11 protein-coding genes are annotated in these 15,059 nt (G+C 65.2%); 8 read left to right on the top strand and 3 right to left on the bottom strand.

Annotated features, from left to right (window positions below):
- Window positions 1–266: 266 nt before the first annotated feature.
- The 8 genes from KY495_RS22305 to KY495_RS22270 all read left to right on the top strand — a co-directional run bounded on the left by KY495_RS22305 (window position 267) and on the right by KY495_RS22270 (window position 11,069).
- Entirely contained in the window at window positions 267–1,544 is a 1,278-nt protein-coding gene (locus KY495_RS22305) for a hypothetical protein (protein ID WP_219881462.1), read from the top strand.
- Window positions 1,541–2,074, top strand: a complete 534-nt coding sequence (locus KY495_RS22300) for a hypothetical protein (RefSeq protein ID WP_219881461.1) — start codon at window positions 1,541–1,543, stop codon at window positions 2,072–2,074. The genes KY495_RS22305 and KY495_RS22300 overlap by 4 nt, the downstream gene beginning before the upstream one ends.
- Entirely contained in the window at window positions 2,075–3,073 is a 999-nt protein-coding gene (locus tag KY495_RS22295) for a hypothetical protein (protein ID WP_219881460.1), read from the top strand. It begins immediately after the preceding gene.
- On the top strand, window positions 3,070–4,062 hold the full coding sequence (locus tag KY495_RS22290; protein WP_219881459.1) for a hypothetical protein: 993 nt from the start codon (window positions 3,070–3,072) through the stop codon (window positions 4,060–4,062). Before KY495_RS22295 ends, KY495_RS22290 begins: the two co-directional genes overlap by 4 nt.
- Window positions 4,063–4,163: 101 nt before the next feature.
- Window positions 4,164–6,389, top strand: coding sequence for an SPFH domain-containing protein (locus tag KY495_RS22285; protein WP_219881458.1), 2,226 nt, complete (start codon window positions 4,164–4,166; stop codon window positions 6,387–6,389).
- Between the two features lie 8 nt (window positions 6,390–6,397).
- On the top strand, window positions 6,398–8,629 hold the full coding sequence (locus KY495_RS22280) for a bifunctional serine/threonine-protein kinase/formylglycine-generating enzyme family protein (protein ID WP_219881457.1): 2,232 nt from the start codon (window positions 6,398–6,400) through the stop codon (window positions 8,627–8,629).
- A gap of 819 nt (window positions 8,630–9,448) precedes the next feature.
- Window positions 9,449–10,645 carry a hypothetical protein gene (locus KY495_RS22275; RefSeq protein WP_219881456.1) on the top strand — a complete coding sequence of 399 codons (1,197 nt, stop codon included), beginning with the start codon at window positions 9,449–9,451 and terminating at the stop codon, window positions 10,643–10,645.
- A 10-nt stretch (window positions 10,646–10,655) separates the two neighbouring features.
- Window positions 10,656–11,069, top strand: a complete 414-nt coding sequence (locus KY495_RS22270) for a hypothetical protein (RefSeq protein ID WP_229518422.1) — start codon at window positions 10,656–10,658, stop codon at window positions 11,067–11,069.
- A 66-nt stretch (window positions 11,070–11,135) separates the two neighbouring features.
- Here KY495_RS22270 and KY495_RS22265 read toward each other — a convergent pair whose 3' ends face one another.
- The 3 genes from KY495_RS22265 to KY495_RS22255 all read right to left on the bottom strand — a co-directional run bounded on the left by KY495_RS22265 (window position 11,136) and on the right by KY495_RS22255 (window position 14,987).
- On the bottom strand, window positions 11,136–12,644 hold the full coding sequence (locus KY495_RS22265; RefSeq protein WP_229518421.1) for an FHA domain-containing protein: 1,509 nt from the start codon (window positions 12,642–12,644) through the stop codon (window positions 11,136–11,138).
- 68 nt (window positions 12,645–12,712) lie between these two features.
- A complete protein-coding gene (locus KY495_RS22260) occupies window positions 12,713–13,687 on the bottom strand; it encodes a PP2C family serine/threonine-protein phosphatase (protein ID WP_219881455.1) in 975 nt (324 codons plus the stop codon).
- A 64-nt stretch (window positions 13,688–13,751) separates the two neighbouring features.
- Window positions 13,752–14,987, bottom strand: a complete 1,236-nt coding sequence (locus KY495_RS22255; RefSeq protein ID WP_219881454.1) for an MFS transporter — start codon at window positions 14,985–14,987, stop codon at window positions 13,752–13,754.
- Window positions 14,988–15,059 lie beyond the last annotated feature (72 nt).

Here is a 15,059-nt window from a genome sequence, read left to right as displayed (position 1 = left end):
CGTTATGACCATGCAAGATCGTGGTCAATCAAAATTTTCTTCCAGGCTTAAACCGGGGCCCGAATGTTATTCGGAGAATCGCCGCGTTGGCTGAGCCGACTGTTGCAAATTCGACGTTTAAGTGGTCTGACCCTGGCGGGAGGAAATTGACAGCCGGAATATTGGGGCATCGGTGGAAGTAGGGGCCGTTTACGGTGTTCAAGCGCGCCTTGGAAATTTGTGTTGTGTGGCATTATTTTAGGCAGAAACACAACGTCGAGGACTGTATGCGCCTGCCGGGAACCCGGTACCAGGAACACGGATGGGAAGAAGTGCGCAAGCTTTTGGGACGCGCCTTTTTGGATGCGTTCGCCCGTTCCGATCCGGCACTGCTGCTGGACCCGGACCAGGAAGCCGACCAGTTGGCGCTCTATACCGATCTGGTGAGCGAGACGCTGCACGCCGGCGCACGGTCTTCCCGCGCCCAGGCGGCCGGTAATAGTTATGGCGAGAGCGTGTCCGAGCTCGCCCTCAGCCTGCTCTTCGAGCTGCAGGCCCGGCGCCCCGACTGGAGCGCATTTCGCGCCGCAGTGGCCGGCGAACATGCGCGCCTCGGCCCGTTCTGGCACGCCCCCGGGGGCGACGCCATCTTGCGCAAGAAGGTCAATGACATGTTTGCGGTCCTGCGCGACAAGGTGGATTCGGATAACTACCAGGTTGCCTGCGGCCGCCCTTGCAGCCCTAACCGGATGTATGGCTATCGCATGCTCGATACGGCCTACAGCGACATCGCGCGGCTTTTTGGCGACTGGGAGGCTCACCGTGAGCAGGTCGGTGCGATACTCGGACGCGAGGTCAATGCGATGCCGATCGAGGCGCGCCAGATGAAATCCATCGCCTTGTGCAAACCGGAGTGGGTGATGGGCTGGAGCGGGTCGCTGGAACACTTCGGCGCAGGTCCCGGCCCACTGCACACGCGCTCCAAGCGATTCGCCGCCCTCAAGGACAATCCCGAGCGCATTGCTGAAATGATGGCGGAGATTGGGGACTATGAGGAATTGTCGTCCAATCGCGACCAGGAATGGCTGTCCGATGCCAGCGAGGCAGGTCAGTGGATGGAAGACCTGTGGCGGGTGCTGGACGCGCCAGCCAACGAAGAGCCTGACCGGCTGGTCGCCGCTGATCCGCCGGAGGAGCCGGAAGACGTCGCGCCCGACCCTGCACCGGACGATGGCAGCGATGCCGAGCGCTTTGCCGCCACCAGCCTTTCACTGCCCCCCCGCTTCATGCAGTTGGCGCGGGCAGCGCAGCAGGTCGACAGCTGGAGCGGCAGGCTGCTGGCCGCCGAATCGATGGCGGTGCGCCTGGCGGTGTACCTGAAGATGCTGGGGCCGGCCGACGAGACCTATCCGGCCGACTGGCGCGATCCGGCCACCGGCGAACTGCCAACCATGGCGCAGCTGGCGGTGCTGGACGGGGTGTCACTGCCAACCCTGCGCAAACGGCGCGACGCGGCGATCGCGCGGCTACAGGCTGCGGTACCACAAAAGGAAAACGAGCGATGACAGAGCAAACCGATTACAGATTGCAGCAGCGGCTCCTGCTCGGACGCCGGGTGGACAAGGACCGGCTGGTGCTGGCAGACGATGTGCTGCGCGCGGCGCTGGACGGCACGCGCCACCTGACGGCCGGTGAACGCGCCGCCCTTCAAGCCTCCCCCCTGACGCTGCGGCGCCTGCGCACGCTCTCGCAGCAGCGCGCCGCATCGTGGCAGGGCAGCCGGGGCATGCTGCGGGTCGCGGCCGGGAACACGCCGCTGGATGCCATCGCCACCGATGACGGCATGTGGACGCTGCATTTTGTACCCGATCAGCAGTCCTGGCGCGTCATCGTGGCGCTCGACGCGGGCGCGCCGTTCGCGCGTGAGCTGCTGCGCGGTGGCGCCGTGCGGGTAAACGATGATGCCGGCAACGTGGTCCTGGAGGGGCAGCTCGACGCCGATGGCGAGTGCGAGGCCGGCTGGCCATTCGACACCGAGCCGGCGCTGCATTTCCATCAGCACGGCGCTGGCTTTTCCGTCGAACCGGTGCGCTGAATGTTTGGCTTGTTCAAGCGCGCTCCTGTCCCCGCCACCCGCCATGGCGGCGCGCTGGGAATGGATACGCTTGCACTGCGCATGGCGCAGGGCGCCATCGTGCCCGCTTCGTGCATGGGCGTCAGCTGCGATGCCGAGGGCACTTTGTCGCGCATCGCGCCTGGCGCTCGCTTTCCCGCAGGTGAGGCGTGGTGTTTTCATCCGGGCCCCTACACCACCGAGTTTGCGCCGTTTGCCGCCTCCCCTGAACTGGGCCTGCAGCTTTCCTTCGTCATCGATGCGCCCGATCCGCGCGTGGCACAGCAGCGTTTTGATTTGTATCTGGTCAGCGAGGGGGGCGAGCGCGTCACAAAGGACGATTTCGCTGCCCTGATCGGCACGGCAGTGCAGCGCGAACTGGCGCAGGGCAACCTGGAACTGCCGCCATGCACCACGCCGGAGGAATGGGACGCTTTTCGCGCTGGCCTCAATCGGCTCCTGTACCAGCGCTTCGGGATCACGGTCGACGACTGCATTCCCGTGGACCTGGGCGAGAAGGTCGACTACGCACGGCTCCTGCGCGAGAGCGCGTCAACACCGGCCGTACTGCCGGCGCCAGGTGCGGACAGGGTGGCCAGGGCGCCTGCGGCGGCCGATGCACTGGCGCTGCGCCGCCTGTTCCTGGAGCTGCCAGCACTGGCTAGCGCGCTGCGCCAGCTCCCGCTGCCCGAGGGCCAGGGGCACTTCCAGCGCCAACAGCTGCTGCTGCAGCGGCTGGACCATGTGGCGCTGACAATCAATACCATGCCGGCGCTCGGCCTGGTGGGGCCTGGCCGCAAGCTCGATGCCGCCGGCCAGGCAATCCGTGCCCAGGCCAGCGAAGAGGCGGCGCTGGCGCTGGACGAGGCCTGGTCGCTGCTGGCGCGACTGGCGCATTCTCCTGCGGCGCTGTTGGACGACGCGGACCGCATCGCGGCCAATCTGGAACTTCACTGCGCCACCCGGCGCGCCACGCCATGAGCCGCCCAGACACGGCGCAATGCCTTACCACGCTGGGCGACGGGCGCGTGGCCACCGTCACTGCCACGCGCCGCCCGCGCGCTGGGCGCGCTGACGTGAAATGCGCCGTCCCCGACGCCGCGCTGGCCGCGCACATGCAGCGCGTGGTGCGCCTGGCGCGCCATACCGAGCCGCGCCTGGACAGCCGGGACCAGGTCGTGATCAGCATCGATCCGGTTCCTGCATCCGGTGAACGCGACTGGGAGCTGGCAGCTGTACTGGCCGACCGCCGCCTGCGCGGCGTGTGGGACAGTCCCGCCCCGGTGCATGCCAACGGCTGGTCTGCGCAGTGGCAGCTGGGACGGGTGGATGGCCATGACTTCGCACCACAGGGGGCCATTGCCGGCGGCGCCGGGGGCCTGCAATTTCTCGGTGCACTGACTGGCCAGCCGGATCATGGTGCCAGCGTGGCCGCGGCCCGCGCCTGGTTTCCGCTGCACAGCGGCGGCGCCAACGACAGCCTGACTTTTGTGGAGGTCAGCGTGTATCCAGTGGAGCAGGCCGGCGGCGAGGAGGAAGACAGCATTGCCGTGCCCGGGCTTGATGCGGTGACGCTGCAGTCGGTGCGGCGCGTCCTGGCTGGCGCGCGGCACTTTGATGGCCGTGGCGTGGGACGTTGGCGCACTGTCGTGCGGTTCGCCCAGCCGCGTTTTACTGGCAATTCGTTTGAGCTGGCACTGGTGATGGCAGATCGCCTGGCGCGTGGACGCGAATTCGTGCCGCGCGCGCGCGTCATCGCCAGCGGCTGTTCCAGCGCCTGGCATGCTGGCTTGGTGGAAGCGGTGGAAGAACGGGCCGCGAAGTGCGCGCTGATCCTGCGCGAGGCGGTGGCGGGCGACCGGGTGCTGTTGCCGCTGGCCTGGGAAGAGGGCGCCGGTGCGCAGTTCGCCGCTGCGCTGCGGGCAAAGGGCGCCAGCGTTGCGTGGATCGACCGGATTGGCATCATTTAGGCCCGCGCGCCGGCGTGTGCATCGGAAGAGGGGCCGTCCCTGCTAGAATCAAAGCAGAGTGGCGGCATATGGCAGTGCTGATTGATTAACAGGAGTTCAGTATGTTCCAGATGTTTGGATTTGGCGGCGTCAAGTGCCCGCGCTGTGAGCATAAAAATGCCGGCGATTCGGGCTATTGCGCCCAGTGCGGCCTGACCCTTGGCGCGGCCCGCAGCGAACCTATTTTCCGTGACAATCGCTGGATCCCTGCCGACAATGAGCTGGCGGTCTTCTTCGGCGTGCGCGAACTGTCAGGTCTGTTCGTCAAGACGTTGCGCGTGCCCGCCACCACCAGGGCCTACATCCTGCAAGGGGACAAGGCAACCGAAGTGCCGCAGGGGGAATACGAAATTGAAGGCTTCTTCACGCGCCTGAATCATCTGCTGCGCGACCAGCACGCCGAAATCCTGATCACCCGCAGTTCCGCCATTGCGGTGCCTTTCGCATTCGATGATCTGGAGACGGCCGAGCATCTCAAAGTGTCGGCGCGCTTTACCGTCAGCGTCAAGGTGGACCAGGTCAGTGCCTTTGCGCGCCACTTCATGACCATGCCCGGCACTGTCACCAGCGAGCACCTGCGCGAACTGCTCTCGCCTTCGGTGCGCCAGCTGGCCGCCGAGTTTATCGCGTCCCAGCCGATCCGCGACATGGCGCGCAACCGCGACCTGCGGCCCCAGCTCGACGAGCGCCTGCAAGGTTCGCTCAAGATGCGGCTGGCGCAATACGGCTTGGCGGTGGTACAGGTCGAGACGCTGGTGCTGCAGCACGATAAATTTGACGCCAACCGCGCCCGCGTCGGCAGCCTGTATCTGGTGGCGGACGAGCGTCACGTGCAGCTCGAACATGCCAAGCAACTCGACCAGCTGTACAACGAAGAAGAATGGCAGGACATCTGGCGCGAGGAGCAGGAAGCGCGCGTGCGCCATCGCCGTGCGGAGATGCACAATGAGCAAGGTGTCGAGCGCGCGGAAATGACGCTGCAGCAGCAGGAACGCATGCACGCCATCCGGGCGCGCGAAATCGAGTTGTATGGCCGCATTGCCGACTCCAAAAACCGCCAGCAGGCGATCGACCGCGGTGCCGGCGAAGTGGTGGCGGAGCTGGAACACGAACTGGCCAAGAAGGGGGCGGCGCGCCAGGATGAATCGGCGCAGTGGGCGCATTTGCGTCACCTGGCCCAGATCCACATGCGTACCGAGCTTGAACTGGCGCAGCGCAATGCCAACGAAGCGCGAGCGCTGGCGCAGCAGCGCTTTTCGCACCAGCTGCTGCAGCAGCAGATCGCCAACAAGATCACGCAGGCGCTCAGCGTCGAAGACGAGGCGCGCAAGCGCGCGGAGCTGGCACGCCTGCACGAGAAGCAGAAGGCGGCCCAGGCGCGCGAGGACGACATCGAGCGCGAGGAGCATACTGCACGCTGGCAGGGTCTGGCCCTGGCCAACCTGGCCCGCAAGCGCGAGCTTGAGCGGATCGCCGAATGGGAAGAGCAGCTGGCGCTGGACCGCCAGCGTGAATTGATGCGCGAAGATGCGCTCAAGGACGCCAGCGGCCGGGCTGCCGTCGAGGAAGTCACCCAGAAAATTGATGACATGCGGCGCAGCGGCGCCCAGGCGGAGTCAATCGCTCAGCACGAAAAGCTGCTGCGCACGATCGAAGCCGACGGCATTCACACGCGCCAGTCGCGCCAGATCGAACTTGATGCCGAGGAGCGCCGCCACAAGCTGCGCCAGCAGGAGCAGGAGGCCGCGTGGCAGCAGGAGCTGCGCCGTCTCGATCATGCGCGCGACGAGCATTTCGCGCGCATGGCGCACGAGCTTGAGGTGGCGCGGGTGGAGATTGCGCGTGCCGAGTCGATTGGCGCCATGAGCGACACGGCCAAGGTGGCGCTGGCCTCGGGCCCGAATGCGGCGGTGCTGGCGGACTACATGAAAACCCAGGTCCACGCCGGCATGAGTGCCGAGCAATTGGCCGCGCTGTCGGGCGTGGTGGCCGCCACCAACAGTGTCACCCCTGCCCACGCATTCCAGGAAGCGCGCGCGCAGGTGGAGCACGAGCAGGCCAGGCGCGACGCCGAAATGGACAAGGACCGCCGCCACCAGCTGGAACTGCTAGGCACGCAGAACGATGTCAACAAGGCGGCGCTCAAAAGCCAGTCGGAGCTGGGCATTGGCGTGGCCCAGGGCGCGCAGGCAGGCACCCGGCCGCCTGCGCGCAGCTGCCCCAACGGCCATGTGGCCGGACCCAACGACCGGTTCTGCGCCCAGTGCGGCGCGGCGATTGCGCTCTGAACGGACAGATGCAAACGGCACGCGACAAGCTTCGTACACTGCGCGCCTTGTTCGAGGACGGGCTGCTTAGCCAGCACGAATTCGACAGCCGCAAGAACGCCATCCTGGATGCGGAGTACGCGCCCCCCGTCGCCGCTGCCACGCCGGCCGGTGAAGTCGCCGCGCCTCGCCAGGGCACCGAGATCGGCCTCATGGCGGGACAGGAGGTTGGTCCGCAAAACCGGCGCTACCGGCTTGAACGTCTGCTCGCCCACGGCGGCATGGGACAGGTATGGCAGGCCACCGACCTGGCCACCCACGCGGAGCTGGGCCACAGTGCACTGGTGGCACTCAAGGTCCTGCCGCCGCAGCTGACAATCAGCGCCACCCATGCCAAGCTGCTGGTGGAAGAGGCCACCCAGGCGCGGCGCCTGGCGCATGAACACATCGTGCGCGTGTACGAGTGGGCCCAGGACCCGGCCACGGCCAGCTACTTCATCATCATGGAATGCCTGGAAGGCGAGGACCTCGATAGTCTGCTGGCGCGGGAAGGCCCGCTCACGCTCGAACGGGTCCAGGCGCTGCTGGAGCCGGTGGCCGCTGCACTCGACTATGCCTGGAGCAGGCACGGGCTGGTCCACCGCGATATCAAACCGGGCAATGTGTTCGTCACCCTCAAGGGCGATATCAAGCTGCTCGATTTTGGCATTGCCGCGCGTGCGCGCAGCAGTGCCAGCAGCATTGGCCTGGAGGCGCCGGCCAATTCCGGCACCGCCGGTTACCGTGCGCCGGAGGCGGGCACGCTGCAGCGGCAGCCCGGCCGCGCGCTCGATGTGTATGCGGTCGCCGTCATGATTTATCAGATGGTGGAGGGCCGCATGCCATTTGACGGCTTGCGCAGCGAACGCCATGAGCCGCCCCGGCCGGAGGCATTGACAGCGCGCCAGTGGCAGGTGCTGCAGGGCGGTTTCGCGTGGGATGCGCAGGCGCGGCCGGCATCGGTCGCAGCCTTGCTGGAGGCATTGCGCAGCGCCCGCGAGCCGTCGGCCACGGAACTGGCTGCGCAGCAGGCAGCCGCGCGGGCCCAGGAGCAGCAGCGCATGGCGCAGCTGGCTGCACGCCGCAAGGCCGAGTCGGAGGCACTGGCGGCGGCGCAACTGGCACGCGAGAGGCAGCGCCGCGAGCAGGAAGCAGCCGAACGCGTGGTGGCCGAGCAGGCCAGGCTGGAACGCAAGGAGGCGCTGCGCCGCCAGCTGCTGCTGCGGCGCGAGCAGGATGCGGAAAAGGCTCGGCTCGACAAGGAGGAGCGGAACAAAAAGGCGATGCAGGCGCGCGCCGCGGCGGCCTATCGCAGCGAACAGGAACGCGCGCGCCTGGAACTGGCGGCGCGCAATGTCGCGGAACTTGAGGCGCTGCTGCCCACGTCAAGCAGTCCGGTGGCCGATACCGAGGGCGTGCTGCGCGACCGCTTCCGCGACGGCTCGGGCAGCGGGCCGGAACTGGTCCTGATTCCCACCGGCCGCTTCCAGATGGGATCGCCCGAGCATGAACGCAAGAAGGCGCTGGAAGCCGGGGCCCAGCAGTCCTGGCTCGAGCGCGAGGTACCGCAGCACTGGGTAGGCATTGAGCGCCCGGTGGCCATGGGGCGCTTTCCCGTCACGGTAGGCCAGTGGCGCGAATTCGTGCTGGCAACCGGCTGGCGCGGCGAGGGGGAAGTGAATTGGGCGGCGCCCGGGTTTCGCCAGACCGACCTGCATCCGGTAGTGGGTGTGACCTGGCACGACGCGCAGCGGTATGTAGACTGGCTCAGTGAACAGACCGGTCAGCGCTATCGCCTGCCCAGCGAAGCCGAGTGGGAGTATGCGTGCCGCGCAGGTACCAGGACGGCCTTCAGCTTTGGCGACGAGATCAATCCCGGCCTTGCCAATTACGACGGCAATTACAGTTACAACGGCAGTCCAAAAGGCGTCTACCGCAAGGGCACGACGCCGGCAGGCGAATTTGCGCCCAATCCATGGGGCTTGTACGACATGCACGGCAACGTGTGGGAGTGGGTGCAGGACGTCGTGCACGATAATTATGTAGCTGCCCCAGGCGACGGGTCGGCATGGGAGCAGGGCGGTGACCAGGGCAGGCGCATCCTGCGCGGTGGCTCGTGGCTCTACAACCCGCGCTACCTGCGTTCGGCCCTGCGCAATGGGTTCGCGGCTAATCTCAGCAATGATATTGTCGGCTTCCGGGTGGCGCGCAATCTCCTGTAGTGGGAACTTCGTGACCGATTAGAAGACTAAGTGATGTGTCCTGCCACAATGCGAGGAGTGATCATGCATGTCCCCCCAGAACTGCGTATTCCGGCACTTGTTTTTGGTTTGCAAGCCATATTGCTGACGGGAGCGGCGCTCATCTTTCTTGTCTTGCTGCCTTATTAGCGGGCGTTACATGGCCGCCAAGGGCAGGCCCGGCCGACAATTCCGTCGGAGCTGTCGGCATATCCCTGTTGCACGAGGCTTCTTGACCCCGCGCGTTTTTTACCATGTCGGACTTTGCCACGTGCGGAGTTTGTCATGTGCGCTCTTTAATGCGTGCGTTCCTGCCACGCCGGTCTGTTGTCACTGACTTCCAAGCTTGGATGGCTTCGGTGTTGTGCTGCGTTTGTCTTTCTTAAAACTCAGCGGCCATAGTCTCCTTGTGTTCGGAATGGGAGGGACCACTTTGCGCCGGCGTCGGCCTTCTCGCGGGCGCCCATCCGTGGCGGGCGTAGTCCACCTGTGCCTATTGCTGGCGTTTTACTGATCACTCTCCGTTTACCGACGCGCCGAGGTAGCGGCCCGGCCTCCGGGCAGCCCGCGCTTTCACTTCAGCTCGCCTGTCCATGCATTCCCTTTATTTTCAGTTTAGCAAGCTCATAACAAGTCGACATGTGCAAGCTTGCACAATCCACCACGCCATCACGTGGCAACGCCCGCTTCTGTTTCCTTGTCACAACAAAATCGCTGGTTATCACGGGTTTTCCTATCTAAAAAGTTGCCGTAGGCCCACACTTCTCCCTGCAGCACGTTTGAATACATCGAGGAGAAACAATGAAGCACCCACTACGCTCTACCCTGGTAACTGCAATGATCGCCGGCTTTGCCCTGACCTCGCATGCGGCGGACGGTCCAACAGTTACCGTCAGCGGTTTCGGTACCGCCGCTGTCACCGTGAGCGACAATAACGACGCCGAATACGCGCGTCCACAACAGCTCAAGGGCGCCGGCACATCCCCGCGCTCCAGCGTCGACTCCATTTTTGGTATCCAGGCCACGGCCAAATTCAATGACAGCCTGTCATTCACCGCACAGGGCTTGGCCCGCGAAAACGCGCGCGGTTACTTTGGCGCCGAAGTCGCCTGGGCGTTTGCCAAGTTCAAGGCTACCGATTCGCTGAGCATTCGCGTGGGCCGTATTGGCGCGCCGGTGTACATGATTTCGGACTTCCGCAATGTCGGCTATGCCAACACCATGATTCGTCCGCCAGCTGAAGTCTATCGCCAGGTCAGCTTTGATGCGCTCGATGGCATTGATTTCCTGTACCAGCAAAGCTTCGGCGACACCAGCGTGACCGGCCAGGTCGCCGTGGGTAACGTCGATTCGCCCGTGTCGGCTGACGCCACCGTATCGTTCAAGCCTGCCACGGCCTTGCACCTGGTGGTCGAAAACGGTCCGTTCACGTTCCGCGTGGGCCGCGCCTTCGGCAAATACACGCTCAATAACAGTGTCACGTTCAACACCCTGCTGGCCAGCCTGAACCGCTTTGGCTTTACCTCCGTGGCCCAGGAGCTGGACATCACCGACGTCAAAGGCACGTTTACGTCGGCCGGCTTCACGATGGATCACAATAACTTCCTGATCCAGAGTGAATATGCAGTGCGCCGCACCGATTCGCGCGTGGCTGCCGATTCGACCTCGTACTACGCCATGTTCGGCTACCGCGCCGGCAAGTTCACGCCGTATTACTCCTACGCCCGCGCCAAGCAGGATGGTCCGCGTACCTTCCCGTCGATGCCGTCGACCGGTCCCCTGGCGCCGCTGGCAGCCGGTGCGGCCCTGGCCGGCCAGGCAGCGATGAACGATACGCACGCCATTGGCGTACGCTGGGACTTCAAGGATTCGGCCGCGCTCAAGGCACAGCTTGACCACATCACGCCGGAAGATGGCCATGGCGGTTTCGTGAATCCGAAGCCAGGCTTCAAAGGCCCGGTGAATGTTTTTGCCGTTGGCATCGACTTCGTATTCTAAGGAGAGCCACATGAAAAAGACATTTGCACTGATGATGGTGGCCGCAGGCCTCGCAATGGGCAGCGCGCCCGTGATGGCGGCCGAACTGGTGGTGGTGGTCAATCCGAAGAATCCTGCCACGCGGATGTTCAGCGAGCAGGCCGCTCAGTTCTTCCTCGGGAAGTCGACCGTGTTCAAGCCGGTGGAATACGAAGATGGCGTGGCAATTCGCAACGAGTTCTATGCCAAGGTGCTGCAGAAGGACGCGGCCCAGGTCAAGTCCATCTGGTCCAAGCTGGTTTTTACCGGCAAGGGCACGGCGCCAAAGGAGTTCAAGACTGCGGCGGAAGTGAAGAAAGCCATTGCCGCTGATGTCAGCGCGATTGGCTACATGGACAAGTCGGCCGTTGACGACAGCGTGAAAGTGATCCTGACGGTGCAGTAATCCGACTGGATACGAAACTGAAATGCCCTCGCTAGAGGGCATTTTTTTTAGGTGCCGCTTGCTTTGTCAGGCGGTGTACATGGCCACCAGTGACGCTGCCTGCGGGTGCTGGCGCTGCGAGCGCGTAATCCAGCACTCCGGATAGGCTTCGGCGGCAAAGCGCGTGTGCGCCGGTACCTGGCACAGCTTGTCCATCTGGGTGGCCGGGGTCAGCGCGGTTTCGCGTCCGGTGACCGGGTCCAGGTGCCAGAAGCCGCCACGCTGGTGGAACAGGACCGGCAGGGCCGCTGCCTGCAGTGCACTGTCGGGCGCCAGCGGGAAGCCAGGATGGCGGCCAGGCTCGAGGAAGTAGAAGCTCTCGGCGCTGGCCCCCTGGTCCAGGCGGTGCATGATCACGCCGTTGGGCAGCATGGCGGTCACACCCAGCACCACGATGTCCTTGATGCTGGCCGTCAGTTCGATGCGCATGCCCTGCCGCAGGGGCACAGCCTTGTTCTTGCCGGGCCAGACACCGTCCAGCAGCAAGCCATAACGCGAGACATCTTCGATTTCAAAGCCGCAGGCGCCACGCCGGATCACGGCGTGGCGGCCCGACAGGCGCCGGGTCAGGCCCTCGCGGTCCTGGCCATCGTCACCAAAGTGGGTCAGCAGCACGTCCGCTTCCGGGTCGTACAGTTCGAAGCGGCCAAGCACGCATTCGGCCATGGCGAACAGGCGCACCTGGCGCTGCTGGCCGTCGTCCGGCGCCGCATTGACCAGGCACGCCATGGCGCTCTGGTGCGGATGGGGCGTGGCGTGGGCGGGAACGTCGATCTCGATCAGGTCCTCGTCCCAGGCAATGGTGGAGTAACCCATGTCCACCTTGCCCGGCTTGTCGTCCAGATTGAGCTGCGCAATCGAAGCGTCGCGCGCATGCACATCGATATCGAGTCGCCCGCCGGACGTGCTGGCGTTGACGCGGGCAATCGAGGCGTCATCGGCCATCACGCGTACATTCTTGTGCGAGGCCAGGAATGTCTGGTGAATCTCGGACAGCGAAGCATCGGCACGCGGCACCAGTACCACCAGCGTACATACCCATTTGTGATTGACGCGTCCATCCCTCTGGCACGTCAATTCCACATTGATGTGGTACTGGCCATGTTCCTTGTCGCGCGAGGAAAATTCAATGAACAGGGGACGCCAGTCGCCACGCAGGGTGCGGGAAAAAGTGTGGCGCGCGCGCCCCTCGGGCAGCAGCGCCGATTGCATTTCCATGGTCACTAGCGGCTCGCAGGTGGGCGGCAGGCCGCGCAGTTCGACCTTGATCGACTGGCGTCCGCCGGCGGCGCGCGGATCGAAGCCGCTGATATGCAGGTGCGCGCTGTCGGCCACCGCTCGCGTGGCGCTGGCCTCCGGGTACACCGGGGGGGCGTAGCTGGGGGCGACGCCAGGGCGCGCCCGGCGCAGCGCCGTGATCAGCTCAAAGCTCGATGGCTCCTGACCCGCCTGGGCGTGGCCGCCGGCACAGGCCGCCTCGCCCGGCATGACCCACTGCGTGCAGTGGGGATGTTCTGGATTGCTGCATTTATTCATGGCGGTAACCTATGCGTATGCGACAAGCTTACGCGTTTTCATTTTTTCGTGGCACTTTGCAGCGTGCATCAGTGCGCCCCGGTCGCGCTGGGCAGCGCCGTTACCTCATGCGCACGCAAAGGACGCAGGACGATGGCGGTCAGATTGTCGGGATGCAAATCCGGCGGGGGTGCGGTTTCCATCGCCTCGAACAAGGCATGGCACATGGCGGCGGCGCTGCCGTGCCGGGCCAGCAGGGCCGGCCAGCGTGCCAGCCACAGCTGGGGCGATGGGCAGGCCCAGAAACCGTCCGAGGCCAGCAGGTAGACACTGTCCGGATCGAGCGCCAGCACCCGCCGGTCCGGCAGATGCGCCAGAAATGCCGGTAAATTGCCCGGTGCCAGGGCAAACAGCGGATCGTTGATCTGCCCGGTATGGCCGAAAGCGTGGCCCAGGATGAACGCCTGGGCAATCTGCGAGCGGTGTTCCCCGTGCACTTGTTGCCACCAGTCCATGTCGTCCAGGGCGCCATCCATGGCATGGACCGTGGCCGGAACGTGGTCGATGGTCAGGGGCTGGGGCGCCATTCCCGGGCGCAATTGATATAGCCGTGAATCGCCCACGTGGTACAGCAGGGCCGGCTGGCCGGGGGGAATTTCCAGCAGGGTCAGGGTGGTGCCGGGCCGCTGGCTGGGGGATGTGTACTTGCCGAATTGAGCCTGCAGCCGTCCATGCAAGTGGTCCAGATGATGGCTCAGGGCGCCAACGCTGGTGCAGGCGGGAATGTCGAGCAGACCCTGGACCACGGCTTGTGCTGCTTCCCGCCCGAAGCCATGCCCGCCCATGCCGTCGAGCACAGCGACACGGATGTGTCCCTGCGGCCAGTTGGTGACCGGTGCCGCGCACACGCGCTGCTCGCGCAGGAAGGACGCGCTGCCGGCCGTGTCGATCAACAGGAAATTGTCCTGGTTCTCCGTCAGGATGCCGGCCTGCGCGCCCGCCGCCGACCAGGCCGCGATGTCGAAGTGGGGAGCGAAATGCTGGTGGAGGATGGGAGACGTCATCGCGGGCCGGATTCATGATCAATCCTGACAGGATAACGCAGGGGCGCGCGAATCAAAGCACGGATCAGATGGCGCTTTCTTGCTTTCCACTTAGCAACGCGACCCCATTGGCGACCATGCATGCCCCGGCCGCGGCCAGCGCCACCTGCACCCCGGCCCAGTCGGCGAGCCTGCCCCACACCAGGCTGCCCGCCGTGTAGCCGCCGGCCATGACAAACAGATAGATGGAGAGCGTGCGGGCCCGGATCGCGGCCGGAAAGGCAAGCTGGGCTGCGGCGTTGAGGGTTGACACCGTGGCCGACCATGCCATGCCGGCAGCGATGACCAGGGGCACCATCACTGCCAGGGAGCGCAGGAACGGCAGGCTCAGCAGCATGGCGCCGTACACCAGCAGCGCCATGCCCAGCAGGCGTGTCTTGCCCAGGCGCCGGCGTACAGTGGGCAGCAGCAGGGCGCCCGCCACCGCGCCCACCCCCAGGCTGCCCATCAGCAGACCGAAGACGCTGGAATTCATGCGCAGCACCTGCTTGACGAACACCGGCAGCAAGGCGGCAAAGGCAATGGAGGCGAAGAACACGCTGCATACATTGAGCAGGATGCGGCGGTAGCGCACGCAGCCGAGCGCCGTGGCGAAGCCTTCGCGCAGGCGGGCGGCAAACATCAGGCGGCCCAGTGCCGGGCGTGCCCCGCCTTCCCGCCACCACAGGCCATACACGGCAAGCAGGCCAAGGAATGACAGGGCATTGGCGATGAACAGCGCGCCCGGCCCGACCCGGGAAAACAGGACCCCGCCCAGGGCGGGGCCGAGAATGGCGGCCACGTTGTAGCTCAGGTTGTTGAGCGTGGCGGCCGACTCGACTTCGTGCGGCTCGACCAGGCCGGACATGGAGGCCGTCCATGCCGGCCACATAAAGGCCGACCCGGCGCCCAGGCAAAAGGTGAGGGCCAGTACCGGCCCGGGCGAGGCGCGCCCGGCCAGGACCACGGTCGCCATGGCGCAGGCGCACAGTGCCATGAACAGCGTGCACAGGAACAGGAACTTAGGCCGGTACACGGCGTCGGCCACCACCCCTGCCGCCAGTGCGAACAGGAACACGGGGACGTAGGTGGCCGTCTGGACCAGGCTGCTCGTTGCCGCCGAGCTGGACACGGTGGCAATCAGCCAGGCGGCGGCAAAGGTCTGGGTCCAGGTGCCGAGGTTGGACACGAGGTTGGCCAGCCACAGCTGGCGAAACCGCCGGTGGCGCAGGGGCGTTGTCAGGGTAACCTGGAGCGGGAGCGACAAGCTGTCTTTGGGCATGGTGGCCAGTCTACGGTTGGCGCCGCCCTGGCGCAACTGGCACACCGATCAGGTGCGCCTATGTTATCTTTA

It is taken from the genome of Massilia sp. PAMC28688 (assembly GCF_019443445.1).
Lineage (GTDB): Bacteria > Pseudomonadota > Gammaproteobacteria > Burkholderiales > Burkholderiaceae_D > Telluria_A.
The sequence above is the reverse complement of the archived record's forward strand: the minus strand, read 5'-3'. Positions and strand labels throughout refer to the sequence as shown.